This window comes from Novosphingobium pentaromativorans US6-1, assembly GCF_000767465.1.
Taxonomy (GTDB): Bacteria; Pseudomonadota; Alphaproteobacteria; order Sphingomonadales; family Sphingomonadaceae; genus Novosphingobium; species Novosphingobium pentaromativorans.
Genome location: NZ_CP009291.1, coordinates 3,467,053 through 3,490,665, shown reverse-complemented (window position 1 = coordinate 3,490,665; position 23,613 = coordinate 3,467,053). Strand labels below are relative to the sequence as shown.

At 64.7% G+C, this 23,613-nt stretch carries 25 protein-coding genes; 17 read left to right on the top strand and 8 right to left on the bottom strand.

The genetic code is table 11. The features are described 5' to 3' along the window. Positions 1-125: 125 nt before the first annotated feature. Positions 126-3,044 (bottom strand): M16 family metallopeptidase, encoded by a 2,919-nt coding sequence (locus tag JI59_RS16415; protein WP_007011548.1) that lies wholly within the window; start codon positions 3,042-3,044, stop codon positions 126-128. A gap of 136 nt (positions 3,045-3,180) precedes the next feature. Here JI59_RS16415 and JI59_RS16410 point away from each other — a divergent pair, with 136 nt between their 5' ends. The 6 genes from JI59_RS16410 (at position 3,181) to JI59_RS16385 (ending at position 6,793) form a co-directional block, all read left to right on the top strand. Beyond that, the gene (locus JI59_RS16410; protein WP_007011549.1) at positions 3,181-3,759 is read left to right on the top strand and encodes a NifU family protein; all 579 of its coding nucleotides are present in this window, start codon (positions 3,181-3,183) and stop codon (positions 3,757-3,759) included. A gap of 70 nt (positions 3,760-3,829) precedes the next feature. Then, the gene (tsaB, locus tag JI59_RS16405; protein ID WP_007011550.1) at positions 3,830-4,453 is read left to right on the top strand and encodes a tRNA (adenosine(37)-N6)-threonylcarbamoyltransferase complex dimerization subunit type 1 TsaB; all 624 of its coding nucleotides are present in this window, start codon (positions 3,830-3,832) and stop codon (positions 4,451-4,453) included. Next, the gene (locus JI59_RS16400) at positions 4,450-4,911 is read left to right on the top strand and encodes a GNAT family N-acetyltransferase (protein ID WP_007011551.1); all 462 of its coding nucleotides are present in this window, start codon (positions 4,450-4,452) and stop codon (positions 4,909-4,911) included. The genes tsaB and JI59_RS16400 overlap by 4 nt, the downstream gene beginning before the upstream one ends. Before the next feature lie 158 nt (positions 4,912-5,069). Beyond that, positions 5,070-5,513, top strand: a complete 444-nt coding sequence (locus JI59_RS16395; RefSeq protein WP_007011552.1) for a Ros/MucR family transcriptional regulator — start codon at positions 5,070-5,072, stop codon at positions 5,511-5,513. 79 nt (positions 5,514-5,592) lie between these two features. After that, positions 5,593-6,030: a Fur family transcriptional regulator gene (locus JI59_RS16390; protein ID WP_038576389.1), complete on the top strand. Its 438-nt coding sequence runs from the start codon at positions 5,593-5,595 to the stop codon at positions 6,028-6,030. Further along, a complete protein-coding gene (locus tag JI59_RS16385) occupies positions 6,014-6,793 on the top strand; it encodes a lysophospholipid acyltransferase family protein (RefSeq protein WP_007011555.1) in 780 nt (259 codons plus the stop codon). Before JI59_RS16390 ends, JI59_RS16385 begins: the two co-directional genes overlap by 17 nt. A gap of 50 nt (positions 6,794-6,843) precedes the next feature. On the opposite strand, the gene JI59_RS16380 is transcribed toward JI59_RS16385, so the two are convergent. Continuing rightward, positions 6,844-7,506: a hypothetical protein gene (locus JI59_RS16380; RefSeq protein ID WP_013833125.1), complete on the bottom strand. Its 663-nt coding sequence runs from the start codon at positions 7,504-7,506 to the stop codon at positions 6,844-6,846. Positions 7,507-7,573: 67 nt separating this feature from the next. Between JI59_RS16380 and ispH the strand changes: the two genes are divergently transcribed. From ispH to JI59_RS16360, 4 genes are all read left to right on the top strand, one after another. Next, positions 7,574-8,536, top strand: a complete 963-nt coding sequence (gene ispH, locus JI59_RS16375; RefSeq protein ID WP_007011557.1) for a 4-hydroxy-3-methylbut-2-enyl diphosphate reductase — start codon at positions 7,574-7,576, stop codon at positions 8,534-8,536. 10 nt (positions 8,537-8,546) lie between these two features. After that, positions 8,547-9,527 (top strand): homoserine kinase, encoded by a 981-nt coding sequence (gene thrB / locus JI59_RS16370; protein WP_007011558.1) that lies wholly within the window; start codon positions 8,547-8,549, stop codon positions 9,525-9,527. Continuing rightward, positions 9,524-9,961: a ribonuclease HI gene (rnhA, locus tag JI59_RS16365; protein ID WP_007011559.1), complete on the top strand. Its 438-nt coding sequence runs from the start codon at positions 9,524-9,526 to the stop codon at positions 9,959-9,961. Before thrB ends, rnhA begins: the two co-directional genes overlap by 4 nt. A 109-nt stretch (positions 9,962-10,070) precedes the next feature. Beyond that, complete coding sequence (locus tag JI59_RS16360) at positions 10,071-11,096, top strand: FUSC family protein (RefSeq protein WP_007011560.1); 1,026 nt, start codon at positions 10,071-10,073, stop codon at positions 11,094-11,096. A gap of 4 nt (positions 11,097-11,100) precedes the next feature. On the opposite strand, the gene JI59_RS16355 is transcribed toward JI59_RS16360, so the two are convergent. From JI59_RS16355 to JI59_RS16345, 3 genes are all read right to left on the bottom strand, one after another. Continuing rightward, positions 11,101-11,283, bottom strand: coding sequence for a YegP family protein (locus tag JI59_RS16355; protein ID WP_007011561.1), 183 nt, complete (start codon positions 11,281-11,283; stop codon positions 11,101-11,103). Between the two features lie 93 nt (positions 11,284-11,376). Continuing rightward, entirely contained in the window at positions 11,377-12,462 is a 1,086-nt protein-coding gene (locus JI59_RS16350) for an NAD(P)/FAD-dependent oxidoreductase (protein WP_007011562.1), read from the bottom strand. Positions 12,463-12,527: 65 nt separating this feature from the next. Continuing rightward, positions 12,528-13,505, bottom strand: a complete 978-nt coding sequence (locus JI59_RS16345; RefSeq protein WP_007011564.1) for an alpha/beta hydrolase — start codon at positions 13,503-13,505, stop codon at positions 12,528-12,530. 84 nt (positions 13,506-13,589) lie between these two features. Between JI59_RS16345 and JI59_RS16340 the strand changes: the two genes are divergently transcribed. The 7 genes from JI59_RS16340 to JI59_RS16310 all read left to right on the top strand — a co-directional run bounded on the left by JI59_RS16340 (position 13,590) and on the right by JI59_RS16310 (position 20,983). Further along, positions 13,590-14,288, top strand: a complete 699-nt coding sequence (locus JI59_RS16340) for an A24 family peptidase (protein WP_007011563.1) — start codon at positions 13,590-13,592, stop codon at positions 14,286-14,288. 81 nt (positions 14,289-14,369) lie between these two features. Beyond that, positions 14,370-15,392, top strand: a complete 1,023-nt coding sequence (gene cpaB / locus JI59_RS16335) for a Flp pilus assembly protein CpaB (RefSeq protein WP_007011565.1) — start codon at positions 14,370-14,372, stop codon at positions 15,390-15,392. Continuing rightward, positions 15,392-16,966, top strand: coding sequence for a type II and III secretion system protein family protein (locus tag JI59_RS16330; protein WP_007011566.1), 1,575 nt, complete (start codon positions 15,392-15,394; stop codon positions 16,964-16,966). Before cpaB ends, JI59_RS16330 begins: the two co-directional genes overlap by 1 nt. Before the next feature lie 14 nt (positions 16,967-16,980). Continuing rightward, a complete protein-coding gene (locus JI59_RS16325) occupies positions 16,981-17,640 on the top strand; it encodes a CpaD family pilus assembly protein (RefSeq protein WP_238532461.1) in 660 nt (219 codons plus the stop codon). Between the two features lie 3 nt (positions 17,641-17,643). Then, positions 17,644-18,918: a P-loop NTPase family protein gene (locus JI59_RS16320; protein WP_007011568.1), complete on the top strand. Its 1,275-nt coding sequence runs from the start codon at positions 17,644-17,646 to the stop codon at positions 18,916-18,918. Positions 18,919-18,987: 69 nt separating this feature from the next. Next, positions 18,988-19,959 (top strand): type II secretion system F family protein, encoded by a 972-nt coding sequence (locus JI59_RS16315; protein WP_007011569.1) that lies wholly within the window; start codon positions 18,988-18,990, stop codon positions 19,957-19,959. Between the two features lie 13 nt (positions 19,960-19,972). Further along, on the top strand, positions 19,973-20,983 hold the full coding sequence (locus JI59_RS16310; protein WP_007011570.1) for a type II secretion system F family protein: 1,011 nt from the start codon (positions 19,973-19,975) through the stop codon (positions 20,981-20,983). A gap of 135 nt (positions 20,984-21,118) precedes the next feature. Here JI59_RS16310 and mtnP read toward each other — a convergent pair whose 3' ends face one another. From mtnP to JI59_RS16295, 3 genes are read right to left on the bottom strand one after another with little or no spacing between them, the layout of a single operon-like run. Continuing rightward, entirely contained in the window at positions 21,119-22,009 is an 891-nt protein-coding gene (mtnP, locus tag JI59_RS16305; RefSeq protein ID WP_081473923.1) for an S-methyl-5'-thioadenosine phosphorylase, read from the bottom strand. Further along, a complete protein-coding gene (locus JI59_RS16300; protein WP_007011572.1) occupies positions 21,999-22,649 on the bottom strand; it encodes a TetR family transcriptional regulator in 651 nt (216 codons plus the stop codon). The genes mtnP and JI59_RS16300 overlap by 11 nt, the downstream gene beginning before the upstream one ends. 22 nt (positions 22,650-22,671) lie before the next feature. Next, positions 22,672-23,457 (bottom strand): SDR family oxidoreductase, encoded by a 786-nt coding sequence (locus JI59_RS16295; RefSeq protein ID WP_007011573.1) that lies wholly within the window; start codon positions 23,455-23,457, stop codon positions 22,672-22,674. Positions 23,458-23,613 lie beyond the last annotated feature (156 nt).

The following is a 23,613-nucleotide window of genomic DNA, read 5'->3' as shown; positions in this document are numbered from 1 at the left end:
GGGGCCCATACCCTCCCGAAGCAATTTTTGCAAAGCCGGTTTGCCCGATCGGTGCGATCGATTGCGTCCCGGTCCGGCAGCGCCGGCCGCAAGGCCATGTGCTGCAAGGATTTGCCCTGCCTGCTTCAGCGGCTGGCAATGGCTCCCGAAGTCTTGCCCTCTGGCATCACTTCCAGCCGCCACGAGGCATTCTTGCCCAGATAGCGGGCGGCCAGCGCCTGCATCTTTTCCGGCGTCGTCTCGGTATAATCGTAAAGGACGGTGCGGATCGTGCCGAAGCGCGAAGGCTCTTCGGTCGCGCCTTCGAGCTGACTCATGAAGAACGAGGTGCTCGAAGCCGCGCGCGTTACCTGCTGGCGCAGCGGTTCGGTTACGCGCGCCAGTTCGTCGGCCGTCGGCGGATTGTTGATCAGGTCCTGCGCGATCTCGTCGGCGGTCTGGAAGAACACGGAGACCGACTTGGGATCGACCTGCGCCATCGCCGTGATCGATCCGCCCGCCTGCAGGTCCACCGGCCAGGAGGAATAGACGTAGGGCGCGTAGCTCACGCCCAGCTTCTCGCGCACGGCATCGAGCAGGCGGTTGGTGAACAGCTGGGTCAGGATCTCCAGCTGGCGGGATTCGCGAATGCCCATCGAACCGCCGCCGGTCGGCCAGGAAATGACCGCCGCCGCCTGATCCGGGTCGCCGTGATGATGCAGCACGATCGGCTTGTCGGATGGCTGGGGCACGGAGACGTTGGCAAGATCGGCAGTCGACGGCGCGGGCGTGCGCGGCTTGAGCGCGCCGAAGGTCTTCTCCAGCGATGCGATCGCCGCGGCCTTGTCGAAATCGCCGAAGATCTGCACTTCGACCGGACCGTCGTGCAGGGCCTTGCCCCACACGCGCTTGAAGCCCTCGGGCGTGGTCGCCTCGATCTCGGCCGGGGTCGGCGTTGCGAAGCGCGGGTCCTCGCCGTGCTGGTAGAACTGCAGGTCGCGGTTCAGCACGCCCTGCGGAGACGTGGCGAAGGTATCGTACTGGATCTTCGCCGCTGCCTTCGCGCGCAGGAAAGGACTGGCGTCCCACTTGGGCAGGTCGAGCTTGGCCGCGAAGAGGTAAAGCTGGTCGGCAAGGTCGGACGGGCGCGTCTCGGCAGAGAACTGGAACGAGGCATCCTGCACGTCGAAATCGAAGCCGAGCTTGCGCCCGGTGGCGACCCTGTCGAGATCTTCCTGGCCCAGCGTGGCCACGCCCGAGCCGACCAGCGCGTACTGGCCCAGCGTGATGTAGGGCGCATCCTTGGGATCGATCGAGCGATAGCCGCCGCCGAAGCGCACCTTGACCATGACCCGGCCCGGCTCTTCCTGAACCGGCCAGAGCAGGACCTTCACCCCGTTGGCGAAAGTCAGTTCCTCGATGTCGAGCAGTCCCACCGGCAATTCCGCCTCGGGTTTCGCCGGTTTGCCGATAGCCGGCAGCTTGTCGAACGATACGGGAGCCGCATTGGCGGCCAGACGCACGCTCTCATCCGGCTTGACCGGATCGAGCAGGGCCTGGCGCAATTCGGCATCGCTCGCCTGTCCGGCCTTCTGCGTGGTGAACAGCCCGCGCGTCACGGTGCCCGAGAACAGCGCCTGTGTGTGCTCGAGGACGGCCTTGGGCGTAAAGAGCGGCTTCGTCTCGCGGAAGATGCGCAGCACGTCCTGCGGCGCGGCCACGGTCTCGCGGATGTCGAGCGCGTTGACGAGATCGTCGGCCAGCTTCGAGCCGGGCAGGATGCGCTGCTGCTCGACCGGGACCTGGAAGGCCAGATCCAGTTCGGCCACTTCGCGGTCGATCTCTTCCTGCGTCGGCGGGCGGGAGACGGCATCGGCGATGACCGCGCGCACGTCCTTCAGCGCGGCTTCCCAGTCGTCGCCGAGCGGGGTCACGGAGACGAACGTCGCATCGGCCGAGCGCGAGACGTCGTCCTGGTTGACCGAGGCAGAGAGATAACTGCCCCCTGCCCGCGCCTTCGATTCCAGACGGCGGTTGATGATGGCCTGCGCGATCGAATCGATCATCAGCCCCTGATTATAGACGATGTTGTCCGTCACCTGCCGCCAGGGACGCAGGATTGCGTACATCATCGAGGGCGGCAGGTCGGGTTCGACGAGCACGCGGGTTTCGCCCACGGGGTTGCGAGGATCGGCCCCGGCCGGCGCAGCCGGATCGCCGAAGCTGGGCGCGGGAGAACGCGCGCCGCTGGCCTTCCAGTCGCCGAACCACTTCTTCACGTAGCTGGCCAGCGTCGCCGGATCGGCGTCGCCCGCCACGATCACCGCCACGTTATCGGGCCGGTACCAGCGCGAATAGAAGGCCCGTACCGACTGCGGCGTCGCCGCAGTCAGGGATTGCACGGTGCCGATCGGTTCACGCACGGACAGCGGCTGCCCGGCGTAGAAGACTTGCTGCATCGCGTCCTGCACGCGCTTGGAAGCGCCGCCGCGTTCGCGCATTTCAGCCAGCACGATCGGCAGGTCGGACTTGAGGTTGGAGGCCGACAACGTGGGCGCGCTGACCATGCCCGACATCAGCTTGAAGGTCTCGTCGAGCGATTCCGGCGTCGCATTGGGCAGATCGAGCTTGAACACCGTCTGCGTCGTCGAAGTCACGGCATTGGTATCGCTGCCGAAGGTCGCGCCCAGGCGCTGGAAGGCGGCAATCGCCGTGCCCTCGGGAATGTACTTCGACTGGCGGAAGAGCATGTGCTCGAGAAGGTGCGCATAACCGCGCTCGGAGTCCTTCTCATAGAGAGAGCCGGCGTCGACGCGAATGCGGATCGAGACTTGCCCGGGCGGCACGCCATTCTTGCGCACGGCGTAGCGCAGACCGTTCGAAAGCTCGCCGAAGTGCCAATCCGGATCGTGCGGAATGTCGCTGCCGCGATAAAGCCACGGGTCGCTGTCATCGAGCTTGGCCGGAGCGGCGACTTCCTGGGCCAGGACGGGCTGGACCGGAGTCTGGCTGAGCAGCATCAGGCAGGCGAGCGAGCGAGCGGCGGCGCGCGAATAATTCGTCATCCCGCAAGCTATAGGACTGCCCAGCCTTAAGGACCAGTGAATAGCACGGAAAACCCCGCCGATGCGGCACATTTCGGGACGCTCGACATGCCGCCGCCCTTGACCAGCCGCCTACATTACCTAAATCCCACTCACCATGTTCATTGAAACCGAAACAACGCCCAATCCCGCCACGCTCAAGTTCCTGCCCGGGCGGCAGGTGATGACCGGCGGGACGCGCGAATTCACCTCGCCAGAAGATGCCGGCGCCTCCCCCCTCGCCGAAGCGCTCTTCGATCTCGGCGACGTGACCGGCGTGTTCTTCGGACAGGAATTCATTTCCGTCACCGCGGCGCCCGGCGTTGAGTGGCATGGCCTCAAGCCGCAGGTCGTCTCGATCCTGCTCGACCACTTCGTTTCGGAAGCCCCGCTCTTCGTCGGTGGCGACGCCAGTGGCATCGCCGTTCCCGCCGAGGCGGACGAGGACTTCGGAGACGATCCGGCCGATGCCGACATCGTCGCGCAGATCAAGGACCTGCTGGAAACACGCGTGCGTCCGGCAGTCGCCAACGACGGCGGCGACATCATCTATCGCGGCTACCGCGAAGGGATCGTCTATCTGGCGATGCAAGGCGCCTGCTCGGGCTGCCCCTCCTCGACCGCGACGCTCAAGCACGGGATCGAGAGCCTGCTCAAGCACTACGTCCCGGAAGTCAGCGAAGTGCGGGCCGCGTAAGCCCGTGCCGCGCCGCACGCTAAGCAGCCGTGACCGCAGCCGACCCGTTCGCCAACACTAGACCGGGACCATGCGCACCCTCGTAATCGACAGTGCTACCGAGGCTTGTTCGGTTGCCTTGTTCGAAGGCGACGCTCTTGTTGCGGGCGAATTCCGCATGCTTGGCAGGGGCCACGCCGAGGCGCTGGTCCCGATGATTTCAGCCCTGCCCGATCGCGGCCGTGCCGATTACATTGCCGTCGCCCTCGGCCCGGGCAGCTTCACCGGCGTGCGCGTGGGACTGGCAACGGCCCGCGCCCTGGCGCTGGCATGGGGAACAGAGACGCGCGGTTACTCAAGCCTCGCGATGATCGCCGCCATGGCCCGCGCCGAACACGGAGACGTTCCCGTCGCAGTTGCCATGACCGGCGGACACGGCGAATGGTTCACCCAGGGTTTTGCCCCCAACGGCGACACGACTCGCGCCCTCGCCTCGCTCAAGCCCGACCTTGCCGCCCAGGCGAGCGAGGAAGACCTGGTCGCCGGCAACCAGGCCGCGGCCCTCGTCGCACTGCGCGGCAACGGCCATGCGCTGGAAATCTGGCCGGACGCCCGCGCCTTTCCCCGCTTGCCGAACCAGGCATTCCTGGCCGACCTGCACCCGGTTTACGGCCGCGAACCGGACGCGAAACTGCCGCTGGCGAAGCTGGCATGAATGACGACATCGACCGGCTCATGGCGGTCATGTCCGCCGGATTCGATCCGATCTGGGGCGAAGCCTGGAACCGTCGGCAGGTCGAGGATGCCCTTGCATTCGGTCACACGCATTATTTCCTGATTTCGCCAGAAGGCACTCCGGCTCTCGAAGGCGAACCTGCCGCTGGCTTTTCTCTGTCACGCACCGGATTCGAAGAAGAGGAATTGCTGCTTCTTGCCGTGCGCCCGGAATATCGCCGATGTGGCCTTGGCGGAATCATGCTTAATTCTTTGCGGGACGCGGCCCGCTCAAGAGGCGCAAAACGCCTGTTGCTTGAAATGAGAAAAGGTAATCCGGCCGAGTCTCTTTATAAAGATTTCGGATTCTGCGTGATCGGCGAAAGACCAGACTACTATCGAAGAGCCGATGGTCAGCGGATCGACGCAATTACCTTTGCCTGCGACATCTCGAGGTAAGGCATAACAAATTGATCCAAGTGATTTGAATTGTCGTAGAATAGCAACCAAATCACAGGAACAAACTTGTATTCCTCATAGAAATGGTTCAGGGGACGAACTGGCTGGCGTAAGCCTGCCCAATCCCCCCAGTAACGCGGTCGCAAAGAGGTCCAAACATGGAAGACATCAAAACCGATAACAATGAAACGTTGATCACGCTCGCGTCCGACATCGTCGCTGCGCATGTAAGCAACAACAGCGTTTCCGTTGAAGATCTGCCTTCGCTGATCACAAACGTCTATGGCGCCCTTGCCGGACTTGGCACCACTGCGGCCGTCGAAGAAGAAAAGCCCGAACCGGCAGTATCCGTGCGCGCTTCGGTAAAGCCGGACTACATCATCTGTCTTGAAGACGGCAAGAAGCTCAAGATGCTCAAGCGCCATCTCATGACCCACTACAACATGACCCCGGAAGAATATCGCGCGCGCTGGAACCTGCCCGCCGACTATCCGATGGTCGCGCCCAACTATGCCGAGAAGCGTCGCGAACTCGCGAAGAAGATCGGCCTGGGTCGCAAGCCCAATGCGCGCCGTGGAAGAAAGCCCAAGGCTGCCGCCTGACAAGCCGACTCACGGTTGAGATTCCGGGCGCATCGGCCTAACGTGGCCGGTGCGCCCTACTTATTTTGACAGGTCACACGTGCACCAACCCATCGACCTCGAAGCTCTTTGTCATGAACGTGGTCTGCGGATCACCGATCAGCGCCGAGTCATTGCAAAAGTTCTTTCCGAAAGTACCGACCACCCCGACGTGGAGAAACTCCACGAACGCGCGACAGCCATCGACCCGGGCATTTCGATCGCCACGGTTTATCGCACCGTCCGGCTGTTCGAGGAAGCGGGCATCCTCGACCGTCACGATTTCGGCGACGGCCGCGCGCGTTACGAAGCGGCGCCCGAAGCCCACCATGACCATATGATCGACGTCGAATCCGGCGCCGTCATCGAATTCGTCGATCCGGAACTGGAAGCCCTGCAGCGGCAGATCGCCGAAAAGCTGGGTTTCCGTCTTGTCGATCACCGCATGGAACTGTTCGGCGTCAGGATCGACCGCGAGGACGGTGAAACCCGCAAGTAACATCACGGACCTGGCCCGTCTGCAGCGCATCGCGCCGCTGGGCTGGGTCCTGATTGCCTGCCGGATCGTCCTCCTGCTGGCCAGCGTGGTGACGTGCGTCGCGCTCTATTACCTGTTCGCGCCCTTCACGTCGGCCAATCCCATCCCTCGCCTGTTCCTCAGGCTTGTCGCGGCCGTCGCCGGCCTGCGCCTGCGCACAGTGGGCAAGCACCCCGGCCCCCGCGCGTTCTTCCTCGCCAATCACGTCAGCTGGCTGGACATTCCGGCCATTGCCGGCGTCACCGGCTCCGCCTTCGTCGCGCATGATGGCCTGGCCGCGATCGGCCCGCTACGCTGGCTGTGCGCAATGAACGACACCGTCTTCATCGCCCGGCACGACCGCCGCAGCGTTGCCGCCCAGGTTCGCCTGGTTCGCGAGGCGCTTCACGATACCGGCGCGCTGACGATCTTTCCGGAAGGAACGACAGGCGAAGGCACGCGGCTCCTGCCCTTCAAGTCCTCTCTGCTGTCCGCAATCGATGCCGACATCGAGCATGTGCCGATCCAGCCGGTCTGGCTCGACTATGGCCCGCAGGTTGCGGACATTTCATGGGTAGGTAGCGAACCGGGGCTGGGCAATGCCATGCGGATACTGGCCCGGTGGCGGCCGATCCCGCTGACCATCCACTTCCTCGCCCCGCTGGTGGGCGAGGAGCGCACCGACCGCAAGGCCATCGCCCGCGCCGCTCGTGCGCGAATCGAAGCGGCCATGCACGAAACCTGACCGGAGCCTAACGACCCCGGACAGTCACCCGCCGCACATTCTGTGAGGAATCAGCGCGTCGCGTTGTAGGCGAGTTGCTTGTCGTCGAGCTGGAAGCCGACCAGCACTTCGAAGGACGCGCGCGCCAGGGCGGCCTTCACCGTCGGGTCCGCCAGCGGATCGAGCGCGGCATCGCTTTCGCCCGCCTTGCGCTTGCGGGTGATCTGGTCGCGGATTTCCGGCGGCAGAGTCGCAGCGGCGCGATCGATATAGGCGATGCCGGTGCCCTGGGCCTGCGCCCGAGCCTGTCCATCGGCGAAATTGAGCGTCACGCTGCCCACGCGCTTGGAAACAACCGATGTGCCGCCCTGCAGGACGGTCACGAAATAGGGCAACGTCACCTGGCGCGGCCCGCTGGTGTCGGTGCGGTTGGCAAACACATCGAAGCTGACATTGGCGGTGACCCTGTCGCCCACATCCTCGTTGCACTGGCTGCGCACATTGGTCATCGCGCCCACGACGTCGATATTGGCGGCGGTATGTTCGCCTGCGCCGCGGAAAAGCGTCACGTCGCCGGTGTAGTTGGGAATGCCCACCGCCGGACAGCGACTGCGCACTGCCGTGATGCCTACGCCGGAGTCGACCACGATCTCACCCTTCTTGGCACAACCGCTAAGCCCGGTCAGCGCGGCGGCGGAGCAGAGAATTGTGGCAGTCAATCGGCGTGCATTCATCTTGGCTTCCTCGAATGGCATGCGCTTGCCCTAGCGATGCAAGCGGCAAAGCGCTAGAGGCGGCAACATGAATGCCCCCTTTCCGTCCACGAGCAAGCTGCCATTGCGGCTCCTTATCGCTGCCCCGCGCGGATTCTGCGCCGGAGTCGACCGTGCCATCGAGATCGTCGAGCGCGCGCTCGAGATCTACGGCGCGCCCGTCTATGTCCGCCACGAAATCGTCCATAACAGGTTCGTGGTCGATGGCCTGAAAGCAAAGGGCGCGGTCTTCGTCGAGACTGTCGACGACGTTCCGGACGGGGTCCCGGTGATCTTCAGCGCGCACGGCGTGCCCAAGTCGGTGCCGGCCAAGGCCACCGAGCGCGGCCTTGAATGGCTCGATGCCACCTGCCCGCTGGTCAGCAAGGTCCATCGCCAGGCCGAGCGCCAGATCGAGGCCGGACGCCACATCCTGTTCATCGGCCATGCCGGCCACCCCGAAGTCATCGGCACTTTCGGCCAGGTTCCCGAAGGCAACATGACCTTGGTGGAAACCGTCGAGGACGTGGCCCGCCTGCCGTTCGGGACGGACGATGCGCTTTCCTATCTCTCGCAGACGACGCTTTCGGTGGACGATACCGCGCAGATCATCGCTGCGATCCAGGAGCGCTACCCGCAGGTCGTCGCGCCCAAGGCCGAGGACATCTGCTACGCGACCTCCAACCGCCAGGCCGCAGTCAAGGAAGTGGCTCCCAAGTGCCAGCTGATGTTCGTGATCGGCGCGCCCAACAGCTCCAACTCGCTGCGTCTGGTCGAGGTCGCCCAGCGCGCCGGGGCCTGTGCGCAATTGATCCAGCGCGCCGCGGACATCGATCCGCGCTGGCTCGACGGCGTCGATACGGTCGGCATCACCGCCGGCGCATCCGCGCCCGAGGAACTCGTTAACGAAGTCGTCGCCCGCCTCAAGGAACTGCGGCAGGTCGACCAGGAAGAAGTGGTGACCGAAAAGGAGCACATCACGTTCAAGCTTCCGCGCCAGCTCATGCGCTGAGGGACGGTACATGGCAGTCTATACCCGCCTCGGATCAGAGGACATGGCCGGCATCATCGCTGCCTTCGACGTCGGCACACTGGTTTCGGCCAAGGGCATCGCGGAAGGCGTGTCCAACAGCAACTGGCTGATCGAGACGCAGGACACGAACGGTGAAGCCCGCCGCTTCATCCTGACGATGTACGAAACGCGCACCGACATTTCGGACCTGCCGTTCTTCCTCGGCCTGCTCGATCACCTCGCGGCCAAGCAATGCCCGGTGCCGCGCACGATCCACGATCGCGACGGTGCCAGCTACCGGCTGCACGAGGGCAAGGCGCTGGCCCTGATCGAATTCCTTCCCGGCGTCTCGGTGAGCGAGCCGACTGCGGGCCAGGCCCGTGCCGTGGGCGCGGCGCTGGCACAGGTGCACCTTGCTGCAGCCGATTTCCCCGATGCGCGCGAAAACTCGATGGGTCTCAAGGCCTGGCAGGAGCTGCTGGGCGCCTGCGGCCATGACGGGCTGGAATCGATTGACCCGGATCTGGCGCGCCTCGTCGAACACGAACTGCCGCTGATCGCATCGCACTGGCCATCCAACCTGCCGCGCGGCGTAATCCACGCAGACCTGTTCCCCGACAATGTGCTGATGCTGGGCGACAAGGTCACCGGCCTCATCGACTTCTACTTCGCCTGTACCGACGTGACTGCCTACGACATAGCCGTGACCCATGCCGCATGGTGCTTCAACGCCGACGGTACGCACTTCCAGCCTGAGCTTTCGGGCGCGCTGCTGGAAGGCTACGAAGCGGTGCGTCCGCTTCTGCCCGAAGAGCGTGCGGCGCTCCCGATCCTCGCTCGCGCGGCGGCGATGCGCTTCCTGGCGACGCGCGCCTACGACTTGATGAACACGCCGGACGACGCACTGGTCACCCCCAAGGACCCCATGGCCTTCGCCCGTCGCCTGCAGTTCTACGCCGATGCCGCCAATGAAGGGATCTTCGTGCGATGAAGCAGGTCGACATCTTCACCGACGGCGCCTGCAAGGGCAATCCCGGCCCGGGTGGCTGGGGCGTGCTCCTGCGCATGGGCCCGCATGAGAAGGAACTGTCCGGCGGCGAGCCGGAGACCACCAACAACCGCATGGAGATGACCGCCGTCATCAAGGGCCTCAATGCCCTGATCGAACCGTGCGAAGTGGTGATCCACAGCGACAGCAAGTACGTTATCGACGGCATGACCAAGTGGATCCACGGCTGGCGCAAGAAAGGCTGGGTCAATGCCAGCAAGCAACCCGTCCGCAATGCCGACCTGTGGCACGAGCTGATCGAGGCGGTGGCCCGGCACAAGGTGCACTGGCAATGGGTGCGCGGCCATTCCGGCCATGTCGAGAACGAACGAGTCGACAGGCTCGCGAGCGATGCCGCCCAGTCCGCAGGACAATAGGACAGGCCCCCTGCCAGACTCACTCGATGCCGGTCCTGCCGACCAGCCTGCCCGGATTTCAGCAAGACTGCGCAGTGAACTGCGCGCCCTGATCACGCCGGGTCCACGCATGGCCGACGAATGGGCCTGCGTGGCATCGGTACTGCTCTCCATCGTCTTCGCCCACCTGATCGGCGCGAAGATGATCGCCTGGGCCGCATTCTCGGCATACGTCCTGCTCAAGAGCGATGTCGGCGAAACCCTGCTGCGCGGCGTGCTGCGCATGACGGGCACTTCCATCGGCATTCTGCTTGCGGTCCTGCTCGTGCCCATGGCGGCCAATTCGCTGCCCATGGCGATGGTCTGCGCGGGCGTGATCGGCGCGCTCGGCCTTTATGGCATGTTGACCGCCCGGCGCGCCTATGCCTGGCTGCTCTTCGGCCTGACCTTCGAGATGATCCTGCTCGACAAGCTGGAAAGGCCCGGGCTGGACACGATGGATTTCGCGCACACGCGCCTGCTCGAAGTCGCAGCCGGGACCATGGCCTGCACGATCGTGAGTATTGTTGCGGCCCTACTCGCCCGTCAGAAGTGGCTGGGTTTCAAGCCTGACAAGCCGAAGCGCATCACCTGGAACCCGGTGGCCGCACGCCATGCGGCGCAAGCCGGCGTGGCGCTTGCCGCCCTGCCCGCGCTTCACGCCATTCTCGGGCTGCGCGAGCTGGCGCAGGCGGGCATCACGATCCTCGTCGTGATGATCGTGCCGGTTTCCGGCATTGGCCCGAGCGGCTTCATCCCAGTCACCCGGCGCCTGTTCCATCGTGCACTGGGAAGCCTGGCGGGCGGCGCGCTCGCGCTGGGCGTGCTGGCCATAGCCCATGGCAGCCCGCCCCTGCTCATCGCCGGGACCTGCCTTGGCATCGTGCTGGGCCGCCATATCGAGAACGGCCTGCCGAGCGTGACCTATATCGGCCTGCAATTCACCCTGACGGTGCTCATCGTGCTGATCCCGGACAGCTACGAAAACGTCGCCATCGAACCTGCATTGATGCGGCTCGCCAGCGCTTTCATCGGCATGATCGTGCTTGAGCCGGTCCTGCTGGCCTGGCACCTGATAGCGCCGCGCAAGGCGGCTTACGCTAAGCAGGAACCCTAGTCAGTCAATCGGTCGTCGTATCGACGACCTCGGCACCCGGTCCGTTCTTGATGATCGATTCGATGGCATTCTTCGCCGAAGCCTTGCTGGAATAGCCTTCCGTCCAGAACATCGTTTCCGCGTTGTAGCAGAAATAGGCCACGTACTCGCCGGCCTTGTTCTTACGGATCTCGAAGCGGTGCGCCATCAAGTGTCTCCTCGGTTGGGGCTGTCCGGGCAACTGAGCAATTCCGGCAGGAGAACGCAAGGCGAATGGCCCGCCGTTGCAACCTGGAAGCTGTCAGCCAAGCCGCGCCGGAGCATAAGGCGCGGGATCGACCGGACCGCCCGACTCTCCCATCAGCAGCCGCGCGCCCAGTTCGGCGGCGGCAGGCGCGGTCTGGATACCGAAGCCGCCCTGGCCAGCGAACCAGAAATAGGCCGGGTCCTCGCTGGCGAAACCATAGACCGGCAGCCGGTCCGGGGCGAAACTGCGCAGACCGGCCCAGCGATGCTCGAGCCGCTGGATCGGCCAGTCGACCACCTGTTCGAAGCGATCGATCGCAAGGGCCACGTCGAATTCCTCCGGAGCGGCATCGCAGGGGCGACTCGGCGTCTCGTCATGCGGGCTGAGCCAGAGCCGGCCGCTTTCGGGCTTGAAGTAGAAGCCGCCGGAAATGTCGAGCACGAGCGGCAGGTCGCCGGGAACCTCAGGGATCACGGCAAGCTGCACCACCGTACGGCGATAGGGCGTGATGCCGATGGGCCGCTGCCCGGCGATCCGCGCGACCGGATCGGCCCAGGCGCCTGCCGCGTTGACGAGGATCGCAGCCTGAACCTCTTGTCCGTCGGCCAGTTTCAGCGTCCAGCCGGAGGCCTCGCGCCGCGCTTCGGCAAGCCTTGACCTGCATCGCAGTTCGATCCCGGCCTTGCGCGCCTGTGCAAGGTAGTACTGGTGCAGGCTCCCGACGTCGATGTCGCAGGTGCTCGGCTCCAGCGCGGCGCAGGTCCAGCCTTCGCGCAAGTGCGGCACGCGCGCTTCCATCCCGGCCCGGTCGAGCAGTTCCACCTCGACTCCGATCGCCCGATAGGTCTCGGCAAAGGCCTCGATCTCGCTTTCCTGCCCGGCCCTGCCCAGGGTCACGGCAGTACGCGTCGTGAGCATGCCAAGTTCGCGCAGGATCGGGCCGGATGCACTGGTCAGCGGCTGCACGCCGGGGCCACCGTAGCTTTCGGCCCAGAAGGCAGCGGAACGTCCGGTGGTGTGGTAGCCGGGCCGATCCTCACCCTCGATGACGAGCACCCGCGCCCGCGTCCCGATTGCCGCGGCAAGCGAGGCGCCGGCCATACCGGCCCCGACAATCACGATATCGTAACGCGCGTCCATTGCCGGGAGCCCCTAGAGCATTGCGGCAAAGCCTGTGAACCGGTTTTTATGCAACTTGCTTTGCGTTACCGGCAGGCGGGGGCGACGCGGTCCAGGAACTTGCGGATCTCGGCCAGCGCCCTTTCGCGCACCGGATCGAGTTCGCGCAGGATCTCGTGACGGCATTCCGGGCCGAAAGCGATCAGCTTGCCGCCCGGCAGGCGCTTTGCCGCCCGGGCGATGGCTCGCCACGACACGAGGCGATCCCGGGTTGTCCCCAGCAGCAGGACCGGCACCTGCACCGCCTCTAGCGCGCCTGCCTTTTCCAGTCCGCGAATCGAGTCGAGCGCCCGTTCGATCCAGCCCCAGCTGGCCGCGCCCATGGTAATCGCAGGGCGCTCGCGCCGCCAGAATTGTTCGTCTTCGTAGCGCGAGGCATCGTGCGTCAGCAGCAGATTGCGGGCCCGGTGGACGAGTTCGGGCTTCTCGTCGCCCGACCATGCAGCGCGCCGCGGATCGCCGAACCGGACCATGAGCTTGGCGATCTGATGCAGCACGAAACTGGGCACCCGGTCGGGCAGCAAGCCCAGCATCGGTGCCGAGAGCACCAGCGCATCGGGACGCACCTTGCCCTCGGCCACTGCGCGCAGTGCAAGGTGTCCGCCCATCGAATGGGCGACGAGCACATGCGGCGCCGGTGTCCGGGCGCGCCATTCATCCCACAGCGCCACGAGGTCATTGATCCAGATGGAGAAGTCGTCGATGTGCCCGGTCAGCGCGTCGACCCCCAGACGGCCGCTCAAAGCCTGTCCGCGCCAGTCCGCCGAGGTGACTTCCCAGCCCTCGCCATGCCACTCATCCAGGGTCTCGAGCCACTTCTCGTAAGCATCGCCGCGCCCCGGCATGAACAGGATCGAACCGCGCGCCTGCGCCGGCTGCGGAGCCGGCCAGTCGATCCGGCGAAGGCGCGTTCCATCGGGAGTGGTCCACCAGCATTCGCGGGCCGCGGCGGGGATCTCCTGCCGTGCGCTGGATGGGGTCGGGCAGGTCTGTGCAAAGGTCACTTGGCTAATCCCGGCCTCAGGGGCTTGGTTACTATTTGATAAGTGATAATCGGTAGAGCGGTTCCCGATCAGGGGGACCACTACATGCAAGGCGGGTATTTTTCGTACGCATTGCTGGCTGCATTGGCAACTGCACTGCTCTATGCCGCCTATACCGACGTAAAGCGGCGTGAGATCGACAACTGGCTGAACGCGGCCATCGCGCTTTGCGCGCCCGTCTGGTGGTATTCGGCCGGATATGGCTGGGCCGACGTCGGCTTCCAGTTCGGCCTGGCGGTCCTTACGTTCATCGTCACCTGCTTCCTGTTCGCCATGCGCCAGATGGGCGGAGGCGACGTGAAGCTGCTGACCGCCCTCGCCTTCTGGTTCAGCCCGGCCGCCTTTATCCAGCTCATCGTCATGATGGGCGTGATCGGCGGCGGCGCGTCTGTGGCAATGGCCTTTTTCAACATGCGCCGCGTGCCCGGTGAAGTCGTTCGCGACGTGCTGGCTGGCGTGACTGCGATCGCATGGGTCTGGTGCGCCTGCCTGTTCGTCTATGCCATGGCGACGCGCCAGCCGCTGGTCGATGCCGATACGCTCAATGCTCTTGGCACCTTCCTGCCGCAGCCCTGGACGATCGCGCTCGCGATCCTCGCCGTGCTCGCACTTTTCGCATTCGGGTTCCGTCACATGCTGCGCAGGCAGAAGTCTCGCCTGCCGATTCCCTATGGCGTCGCCATCTCGCTCGCAGGCCTCTGGGTACTTAGCGAACAGGCCTATTCGGCGGCACTTTTGAGCTGAATTCTTGGATGAACCTCATTTTAACCAATTCACCCGATGTTGAGGACAACTACTCGGGGATTTCTAGGGGGCTTCAGAGCCATGGATAAGAAGAAGCTGGTGCTGCTGGTCGTCGCGCTGCTCATCGCAGCGGGGACGGCCTTCGTCGCCCGTTCGATGTTTGCAGGCGCCTCCGCGCCGCAAGCCGATGCCGCGCCGGCCGCGCCGACGGGACCCAAGGTCCTCGTCGCCCAGCGCGCCCTGCCGGTGGGAACCATCATCACCGCCGATGCCATCTCCTTCCAGGACTGGCCTTCGGAACTGGTGAAGGACGCTTACTTCATCGATGGCGAGGCGGACATGTCGAAGCTGCTCGGCACCGTCGTGCGCTTCCCACTCACCGCCGGCCAGCCCGTGACCCAGGGTTCGCTCGTCGCGCCGGGCGACCGCGGCTTCCTTGCCGCCGCGCTTGGCCCGGGCATGCGCGCCGTGACCATTCCGGTGTCGGCCAAGACCGGCGTCGGCGGTTTCGTCTTCCCGGGCGACCGCGTCGACCTCGTCCTGACCCAGCAGGTCAAGGGCGAAGGCGATCCGCTGCGCACCTCCGAAACGATCCTGCGCAACCTGCGCGTCCTTGCCACCGACCAGACCACCGACAACGAGGTCGTCGACGGCAAGACCGTGGTGAAGGCGTTCCGTACCGTCACCATCGAAGTTACCCCGCGCATCGCCGAAAAGGTCGCCGTCGCGCAGGAAATCGGCACGCTCAGCCTTTCGCTGCGCTCGATCGCCGACAGCCAGGGTGAGTTCGAACGGATCCTTGCCAACGGCGAAGTGAACGTGCCCGAAGGCGCGACCAAGGAGCAGGAAAACCAGCTCGTGCGCCAGGCGATGGAACGCCCGATCGAAGGCAACACGACTTACGTCACCGGCGGCGACGTCTCGCGCTTCCAGCGCTCGAGCCGCCCGATGACGGCCGACGAACGCGCCGCGCGCAGCAATGCCATGGCCGTCGCCTTTTCCAACCGCGGTCCGGTTTCGGATGCCGCTCCGGTTCGCTCCGGCCCGGTCGTTCGCGTCACCCGCGGCAAGACCACCACTGCAGAAGTCGTGGGAGCCAAATAATGGCAACCCCAACCGCAATCGATTTCTCCGCCACGAAGGGCAAGGTCATGAAACAGCGCCTTCTCAAGTCCGTGTTGAGTGCCGCCTGCGCCCTGTCGCCGCTGGCTCTCGCCGTCCCGGCTCCGGCTGCAGCCCAGTCGGTAGTCCGCCCGGCGCAGGATATCTCGCTTTCGATCGGCAACGGACAGCTCATCAACGTGCCCGGCACGATGACCGACGTCTTCGTCGCCAATGAGGCGGTCGCCGACGTGCAGGTCAAGTCGCGCAACCAGTTCTACGTCTTCGGCAAGGCCGGCGGCACGACCACGGTCTATGCCAGCAATGCGGCCGGTACCGTGATCTGGTCGGCCAACATCCGCGTCGGCTCCAACCTCGACAGCGTCGACGACATGCTGCGCCTTGCCATGCCCGAGGCCAGGATCGGCGTCTCGACGATGGGCTCCAACACCTTCCTGCTGACGGGCACCGTCAAGACGCCGGAAGACGCTTCGGAAGCAGAGCGCCTCGTCCAGGCCTATGTCGGCGACAAGTCGAACGTGATCAGCCGCCTGCGCATGGCCACGCCGCTGCAGGTCAACCTGCAGGTGCGCATCGCCGAAGTCAGCCGCTCGCTGGCCAAGTCGCTGGGCGTCAGGTGGGCGACAACCGACAGCACAGGCGGTTTCAAATTCGGCCTCGGACAAGGCAGTGTCGTCGGCTCGCAATTCACGCCCGGTGGCCCCCTTGGCGTAGGCAACGTGAAGGCCCCTGCAGGCGGCTCGGACATTGTCAACACAGCCACGGGCACGACCCTTGGCGGTGCAGGAAAGCTGCTGGGCCTCAACCTGCTCGGCGCGCTCGATGCGGGCGAGACCGTCGGCCTCGTCACGACGCTGGCGCAGCCCAACCTGACCGCGCTTTCCGGCGAAACCGCCGAGTTCCTCGCGGGCGGCGAATTCCCGATCCCGATCAGCCAGGGCCTCGGTTCGACCTCGATCGAGTACAAGAAGTACGGCGTCAGCCTCAGCTACACGCCGACTGTCCTCGCCAATGGCCGCATCTCGATCCGGGTGCGTCCGGAAGTCTCGGAACTCTCGAGCCAGGGCGCGATCGTGCTCAACAACTTCGAGGTCCCGGCGCTCACCACCCGCCGCACCGAAACTACCATCGAACTGGGTTCGGGCCAGAGCTTCATGATCGCGGGACTGCTCAGCAACAACTCGCAGAACACGATCACCAAGATGCCCGGCGCAGGCGACCTGCCGATCCTCGGCTCGCTGTTCCGCTCGACGAGCTACAAGCGCGGCGAGACCGAACTGGTGATCGTCGTCACCCCGTATCTCGTCAATCCGGTCGATGCGAACCAGATCGCCTTGCCGACCGACGGCTTCCAGGCTCCCAACGAACTGCAGCGCCTGCTGGGCAACATGGCCAGCGACGGCGTGAGCGAAGCCAAGCCGCCCCAGCCCACGCAGTCGCCTTCGGCTGTCGAGGGTCCGGGCATCGGCGATGCCTCGGGCAGCGGCAAGTCGAAGAAGAAGGCGAAGCGCACGGCCGCCGACGACTCCGCCAAGCCCGGCTTCACCCTGAAGTGAGAAAGGTAGTGACGATGCACAAACCGAACATGGCATTCGCCAGCCGCGCCGCCGGCACTGCCCTCGCTCTGGCCCTCGGCCTCGGTCTTGCAGGGTGCGGCGGCATTCCGTCCAACCGCTCGATGAACAGCGTCCACCAGCCGGTCGTCGAGAAGGTCAACTACACACTCGACGTATCGACCGGCGGCTCGGGCCTTGCCTATGGCGAGCAGCAGCGCCTTGGCGGCTGGTTCGAGGCGATGGGCGCGAAGTATGGCGACAAGGTCTATGTCGACGATCCCACCGCCAACAGCTCGACCCGCTCCGCGATCGAGGCTGTCGCTTCGCGGTACGGCCTGCTTCTGAGCGAATCCGCCCCGATCACCGAGGGTTATGTCCCGGCCGGAACGGCACGCGTGGTCATCACGCGCTCCAAGGCCAGCGTCCCGGGGTGCCCCGACTGGTCAGCCAAGAGCGATGCCAATCCCGCCAACGGCCTGAGCAGCAATTACGGCTGCGCAACCAATTCCAACCTCGCCGCGATGATCGCCGACCCCGAGGACCTCGTGCGCGGCGCCACGACTACCGGTGAAACCTCGGTCATGAGTTCCTCGAAGGCGATCGACATCTACCGCAAGGCGCAACCGACCGGCGCCAGCGGCCTCAGCAACAATTCAAGCAAGGGTGGGAACTGAACCATGAACGCTCACTGGAAAACCGGGAGCCCCAACGGACGCGACCAGTTCGCCGCCTACTTGTGCGACGAAGCATCGCTCGACGTCCTGCGTCCTATCGCGATGGAAATGGGCTGGCAGCCGGAGAAGTGCAACAAGGGCGGCCTGCGCAATGCCGTGCAGTCGCTCTCGATCACGGCCAGCCCGAATATCCTGATGGTCGACCTGTCGGAAAGCGGCGATCCACTCAACGACATCAACGCCCTTGCCGAAGTCTGCGAACCGGGAACGGTCGTCGTCGCGATCGGTCAGGTTAACGACGTTCGCCTCTATCGCGACCTCATCGCCAGCGGCATCCACGATTACCTGCTCAAGCCGCTTTCGCCGGCGCAGGTGCGCGATTCCCTGGCCCAGGCGCAGACGGTCTTCGCTGCGCCCAAGAGCCATGACGCGGGCGCGGTGCGCCAGCATATCGCCACCGCCGTGATCGGCACGCGCGGCGGCGTGGGTTCCTCGACGCTCGCCACTTCGCTGGCATGGCTGTTCAGCGCCGACCACAAGCTGCCGACCGCACTGCTCGATCTCGACATCCACTTCGGCACCGGCGCGCTGAGCCTCGACCTCGAGCCCGGGCGCGGCCTGACCGACGCGATCGAGAACCCCAGCCGCATCGACGGCCTGTTCATCGAACGCGCCATGATCCGCGCGAACGACAACCTCGCAATTCTCTCCGCCGAAGCGCCGATCAACGCGCCGCTGATGACGGACGGGGCTGCCTTCGTGCAGCTTGAGGAAGAGTTTCGCCAGGCCTTCGAGATGACCGTCATCGACATGCCGCGCAACATGCTGATCAACTTCCCGCAGCTCGTTGCCGATGTGAACGTCGTGGTCCTCGTGACCGAGATGACGCTGGCCTCGGCGCGCGATGCGATCCGCATGCTCTCGTGGCTCAAGTCGCACGCACCGCACGCACGCGTGGTGGTCGTGGCCAACAAGGTCCAGTCCAGCCTTGCCGAAATCAGCAAGTCCGACTTCGAAGCCTCGATCGAGAACAAGATCCAGCTCTCGATCCCCTACGACCTCAAGGCGGCATCGATGGCGGCCAAGCTCGGCCAGACTTTCGCCGATGCGAACCGTTCCAGCAAGGCCGGCAGCGCCATTCGCGAACTCGCCCGGATGATCACCGACACCGGCGACGATGCCGCGATTTCGCCGGCCGGCAGCAAGTCGCTGCTCGGCAAGCTCGATATCAAGTCGGTGATGAACAAGGTCAGCAAGAAGGCCGCAGCCGACGCCTGATCCCTGCCGGGGGGACACCCTCCCGGACGGGAACGTGGCAAGAGGCTTGGGCAGAAGGCATAGGACAGCATGAACGCACTTCAGCTGATACTGGTCGTAGCGGGAATGACGAGCATCATCGTGCTCCTCTTCTCGGCATTTTCGGGCCCCTCGCCGACCAAGGAATCCGCACGCCGCCTGAGCAGCCTGCGCTTTCGTCACTCGGAAAGCGCGACCGCGCGGGTCGAGGCCCAGATGCGCAAGGCCGTGGCCGCCCGCAAGCCCAAGATGCACCACATCGCCGGGTCCGGTTCGCGCATCGACGCGCTGGCCCTGCGCCTGCACCGCTCTGGCCTGCCTTGGACCCTATCGCAATACATCTACACCTCGGTCGGCATTGCCCTTGCCGTCACCATCCTGTTCTTCCTCAAGTCGGGCGCGTTCTTCCTGTCGCTGGCGTTCGGTCTCTTCCTCGGCGCGGGCCTGCCCCACTCCGTGGTCGGCCATTTCATCAAGCGCCGTTCGAACGCCTTCACCGTGAAGTTCCCAGACGCCATCGAACTGCTCGTTCGCGGCCTGCGCTCGGGTCTTCCGGTCACCGAAACGCTGAGCGTGGTTGCCAAGGAAGTTCCCGGCCCGGTGGGCGAGGAATTCAAGCTCGTTACCGAGCGCATCAAGATCGGCAAGACCATGGAGGATGCGCTCCAGGAAACCGCCGACCGCCTGGCGATGCCCGAATTTAACTTCTTCTGTATCACCCTGGCCATCCAGCGCGAGACCGGCGGCAACCTCGCCGAAACGCTTGCCAACCTGGCAGACGTGCTGCGCAAGCGCGCGCAGATGAAGCTCAAGATCCGCGCGATGAGCTCGGAATCGAAAGCCTCCGCCTACATCGTCGGCGCCCTGCCCTTCATCGTCTTCGCCATGATCTGGTGGATCAACCCCGGCTACATCGGCGAATTCTTTATCGACGAGCGTCTGATCGTCGCGGGACTGGGCGGCATGGTCTGGATGGGCATCGGCGCCTTCATCATGGCCAAGATGGTCAGCTTCGAAATCTGAGGGACTGGAAACGATGATCCAACAAGCATCCGGCCCGACGCTCCTCGGTTTCGACGTTGTCTTCGTCGCGACGCTGCTGGCTGCCGTAGCCGCCGTCGCGATGATGTTCGCCATCTATGCCGCGGTCACCGTGCGCGACCCGATGGCCAAGCGCGTCAAGTCGCTCAACCAGCGCCGCGAAGCGCTCAAGGCCGGTATCACCACGACCGCGCGCAAGCGCCAGAGCGTGGTGCGCCGCAACGACACCACCGACAAGATGGGCGCCTTCCTCGGCTCCCTGAAGGTCTTGCAGGACAGCCAGCTAAAGGAAATCCAGCAGAAGCTGGCGCAGGCCGGTATCCGCAACAAGGAGTGGGCCGTCGCCGTCGTTTTTGCGCGCCTCGTCGCGCCGATCGTGCTGGGCGTCACTGCCGCGATCGTGATATACGGCATCGACTACTTTCCGGAATGGAGCAGTTTCAAGAAGTTCGGCGGTTTCGCCGTCGCGCTTCTGGCGGGCTACAAGGGCCCCGACATCTTCATCCAGAACATGATCACCAAGCGCACCGACGCGATCCGCAAGGGTCTCCCGGACGCGCTCGACCTGCTGGTCATCTGCGCCGAAGCCGGCCTGACCGTCGACGCCTCGTTCGAACGCGTTGCCCGCGAACTGGGCCGCGCCTATCCGGAGTTGGGCGACGAATTCTCGCTCACCTCGATCGAGCTGTCGTTCCTCACCGAACGCCGACAGGCTTTCGAGAACCTCGCCTGGCGTGTCAACCTCGATGCCGTCAGAGGCGTCGTCACGACGATGATCCAGACCGAGCGCTACGGTACGCCGCTGGCCTCGGCCCTGCGCGTGCTCTCGGCCGAATTCCGCAACGAGCGCATGATGCGCGCAGAGGAAAAGGCCGCGCGCCTGCCCGCGATCATGACCGTGCCGCTCATCCTGTTCATTCTGCCGACCCTGTTCGTCGTCATTCTCGGCCCGGCGGCCTGCTCGATCGCCGATGCCTTCTCGGGCGGCGGCCCCGGCAGCAACTGACAATCCGATCCCGGCAAACAGAAAAGCCCCTCCCGGAAGGTCCGTGGAGGGGCTATTTGCATGCAGGGGCAACGGGGCGGCGTCCCGTGCGCAAATTGCGCCCGGCGGCAAGATCGCAAAATCAGCTGCGAGGTATCAGCCGGTTTCGCCGAAGATGCGACAGGCCACGGCATCGAGCCGGGCCACGAGTTCAGGATCGCGCGCGCCGGGGGCAGTGACCAGGGCATGCTCCAGCGCGAAATCGAAGGGGCTGGGCTCACGGCGGGGCGGCAGGTTGGCGGCCAGTGCGCGCACAGCCTGCCGCGCCAGTTCGGCATTGGCCTTCATCACTTCCAGCACTTCGGAAACCTCTACCGTCGCGTCCACGCCGCGCCAGCAGTCGTAGTCGGTGACCATGCCCAGCAAGGCGTAAGGCAGTTCCGCCTCACGTGCGAGGCGCGCCTCGGGCATGGCGGTCATGCCGATGACGTCTGCGCCCCATTCGCGATACATCAGGCTTTCCGCCCGGGTCGAGAACTGCGGCCCGTCGATGGCGATATAGCAACCGGCTTCGTGAACGCTGGCACCGGCCAGCCGGGCCGCCGAGGTCGCCATGCCGGCAAGGCGGCGACAGACCGGATCGGCAAGACTGACATGGGCGACCATACCAGGGCCGAAGAAGCTGTTATCGCGGCCAATCGTGCGGTCGATGAACTGGTCGACCGCCACGAAATCTCCCGGTGCCATCGCCTCGCGCAGAGAACCGATTGCCGACAGCGCGAGCACATCCGTAACACCGCAACGCTTGAGCACGTCGATGTTGGCGCGGTAGTTCACTTGCGAGGGCGGCAGCACGTGCCCGGACCCATGGCGCGCGATGAAGGTGAAACGCACGCCGTTCAGGCGGCCGGTCGTCACCGGCCCGGAAGGCTCGCCGAAGGGGCTGGAAACCGGAATCTCCTGCGCCTCGTCAAGGTCGATACCGGCGGCCAGTCCCGATCCGCCGATCACTCCGATATGCCAGAAGGGGCTTTTTTCAGCGCGCAAGGATGCCTGCCATGATAATGTCGATGGTGTGTTCGCGGTAGCGGTCGCGCAGTTCCTCGGTCAACGTGTCCTGGTCGAAGCAATGCTTGAGCACGAGACGCGCCGAGAAGAACCGGTCCACCGCGCCGGTCACGGTAAAGTAGAATAATTGCGGATCGATTTCACGAAACGCACCTGCCTTCACCCCGTCGCCGATGAGCTGCTCGTAGGCGCGGTACATGGGCGAGAGGTAGCTGTCGGCAATCCTTCGTGCCTCGCCATCGTCGCTCTCGCGGATCACGCGCATCGTCAGGCGGTTGAGATAGGGCACCGTGTAGAAGGTATCGACGACCTTCCACAGGTGGCGGCGCAGTTTGGCTTCCGGATCCCAGCCGTCCTTGGCGACGAGCGCATCGACGCTGGTGACGATCGTCTGCCAGTCGCGGTCCAGCAGCGCCTTGAGGAGCCCGGCCTTGTTGCCGAAGTAGTACTTGACCAGCGCGGAGTTGAGGCCCGAGCGCAGGCTCAGTTCGGAAAGGGAGATATCGACGACATCGCGATCGCGCATGATCTCGCTGGCCGTATCCAGCAGCAGATCCCGGGCTCCTGGCGGTACTCCCGCCACTTCGCCTTCGCCCTTTGCCATCGGCTGGCTCTTCATCGCACCCAATTTCCCTGCACAGTCACTTCGGCCCCATCCGGATCGCACCGTCGAGGCGAACCGCTTCGCCGTTCATGTAGTCATGTTCAAGCAAGAAAAACGCAAGGGCAGCATACTCCTGCGGCTTTCCGAGGCGTTTGGGGAACGGAACCATTGCAGCAAGCGCCTGCTGCACCTGGTCGGGCATGCCGGACATCATCGGCGTTTCAAAAATGCCCGGCAGTATGGTGTTCACCCGGATCCCGTCGTTCATCAGGTCGCGCGCAATCGGCAGGGTCATGGCCAGCACGCCGCCCTTGGACGCGGCATAGGCGGCCTGCCCGATCTGCCCATCCTGCGCCGCAACCGAAGCGGTATTGACGATGGCCCCGCGCGAACCCGCCTCGTCCACCGGATCGAGCGTCACCATCCCGGCTGCCGACTTGGCGATGCAGCGGAACGTGCCGACGAGGTTGATCCCGATCGCCTTCTCGAACAGGCCCATGTCATGCGCACGCGGCGCACCGGTTTCCCGGTTCTTGCCGACAGTCCGGGCTGCAGGCGCGATGCCGGCGCAATTGACGAGCACGCGTTCCTGCCCATTGGCCGCCCGCGCCTTTTCGAAACCGGCGTCGACACTCGCATCGTCAGTCACGTCGACCGCGCAGAACACGCCGCCGATTTCAGCGGCAAGGGCCTCGCCAGCCTCAGCATTCAGGTCGAAGATCGCAACCTTGACGCCCTTCGCCGCCAGCGCACGCGCCGTTGCCGCCCCCAGGCCGGACGCCGCCCCAGTCACCACCGCCGACACAGAGCTGTCGAGTTTCATGCCGTTTCCCTATTCCTGATCACACCGGAACCCCGTGGCGGGTTGTTTAATCATTCGATTAAATGGCGCATTGCGACTGGTCAATGCGCAAGAAAATTATCCGGCGATATCGTCTGGACGGAAACTGAAAGGAATAACGTATCGGTCGCTCGTCTC

What these genes read in the sequence shown, in the direction of transcription:
- JI59_RS16410 (WP_007011549.1), top strand. Translation starts at nt 3,181, where the DNA reads ATGTTCATTGAAACCGAAACAACGCCCAATCCCGCCACGCTCAAGTTC.
- JI59_RS16310 (WP_007011570.1), top strand. Translation starts at nt 19,973, where the DNA reads ATGATCCAACAAGCATCCGGCCCGACGCTCCTCGGTTTCGACGTTGTC.
- tsaB (WP_007011550.1), top strand. Translation starts at nt 3,830, where the DNA reads ATGCGCACCCTCGTAATCGACAGTGCTACCGAGGCTTGTTCGGTTGCC.
- JI59_RS16360 (WP_007011560.1), top strand. Translation starts at nt 10,071, where the DNA reads ATGGCCGACGAATGGGCCTGCGTGGCATCGGTACTGCTCTCCATCGTC.
- JI59_RS16315 (WP_007011569.1), top strand. Translation starts at nt 18,988, where the DNA reads ATGAACGCACTTCAGCTGATACTGGTCGTAGCGGGAATGACGAGCATC.
- JI59_RS16340 (WP_007011563.1), top strand. Translation starts at nt 13,590, where the DNA reads ATGCAAGGCGGGTATTTTTCGTACGCATTGCTGGCTGCATTGGCAACT.
- JI59_RS16355 (WP_007011561.1), bottom strand. Translation starts at nt 11,283, where the DNA reads ATGGCGCACCGCTTCGAGATCCGTAAGAACAAGGCCGGCGAGTACGTG.
- cpaB (WP_007011565.1), top strand. Translation starts at nt 14,370, where the DNA reads ATGGATAAGAAGAAGCTGGTGCTGCTGGTCGTCGCGCTGCTCATCGCA.
- rnhA (WP_007011559.1), top strand. Translation starts at nt 9,524, where the DNA reads ATGAAGCAGGTCGACATCTTCACCGACGGCGCCTGCAAGGGCAATCCC.
- JI59_RS16415 (WP_007011548.1), bottom strand. Translation starts at nt 3,044, where the DNA reads ATGACGAATTATTCGCGCGCCGCCGCTCGCTCGCTCGCCTGCCTGATG.
- JI59_RS16330 (WP_007011566.1), top strand. Translation starts at nt 15,392, where the DNA reads ATGGCAACCCCAACCGCAATCGATTTCTCCGCCACGAAGGGCAAGGTC.
- JI59_RS16325 (WP_238532461.1), top strand. Translation starts at nt 16,981, where the DNA reads ATGCACAAACCGAACATGGCATTCGCCAGCCGCGCCGCCGGCACTGCC.
- ispH (WP_007011557.1), top strand. Translation starts at nt 7,574, where the DNA reads ATGAATGCCCCCTTTCCGTCCACGAGCAAGCTGCCATTGCGGCTCCTT.
- JI59_RS16320 (WP_007011568.1), top strand. Translation starts at nt 17,644, where the DNA reads ATGAACGCTCACTGGAAAACCGGGAGCCCCAACGGACGCGACCAGTTC.
- JI59_RS16395 (WP_007011552.1), top strand. Translation starts at nt 5,070, where the DNA reads ATGGAAGACATCAAAACCGATAACAATGAAACGTTGATCACGCTCGCG.
- JI59_RS16400 (WP_007011551.1), top strand. Translation starts at nt 4,450, where the DNA reads ATGAATGACGACATCGACCGGCTCATGGCGGTCATGTCCGCCGGATTC.
- JI59_RS16380 (WP_013833125.1), bottom strand. Translation starts at nt 7,506, where the DNA reads ATGAATGCACGCCGATTGACTGCCACAATTCTCTGCTCCGCCGCCGCG.
- thrB (WP_007011558.1), top strand. Translation starts at nt 8,547, where the DNA reads ATGGCAGTCTATACCCGCCTCGGATCAGAGGACATGGCCGGCATCATC.
- JI59_RS16300 (WP_007011572.1), bottom strand. Translation starts at nt 22,649, where the DNA reads ATGAAGAGCCAGCCGATGGCAAAGGGCGAAGGCGAAGTGGCGGGAGTA.
- JI59_RS16350 (WP_007011562.1), bottom strand. Translation starts at nt 12,462, where the DNA reads ATGGACGCGCGTTACGATATCGTGATTGTCGGGGCCGGTATGGCCGGC.
- JI59_RS16295 (WP_007011573.1), bottom strand. Translation starts at nt 23,457, where the DNA reads ATGAAACTCGACAGCTCTGTGTCGGCGGTGGTGACTGGGGCGGCGTCC.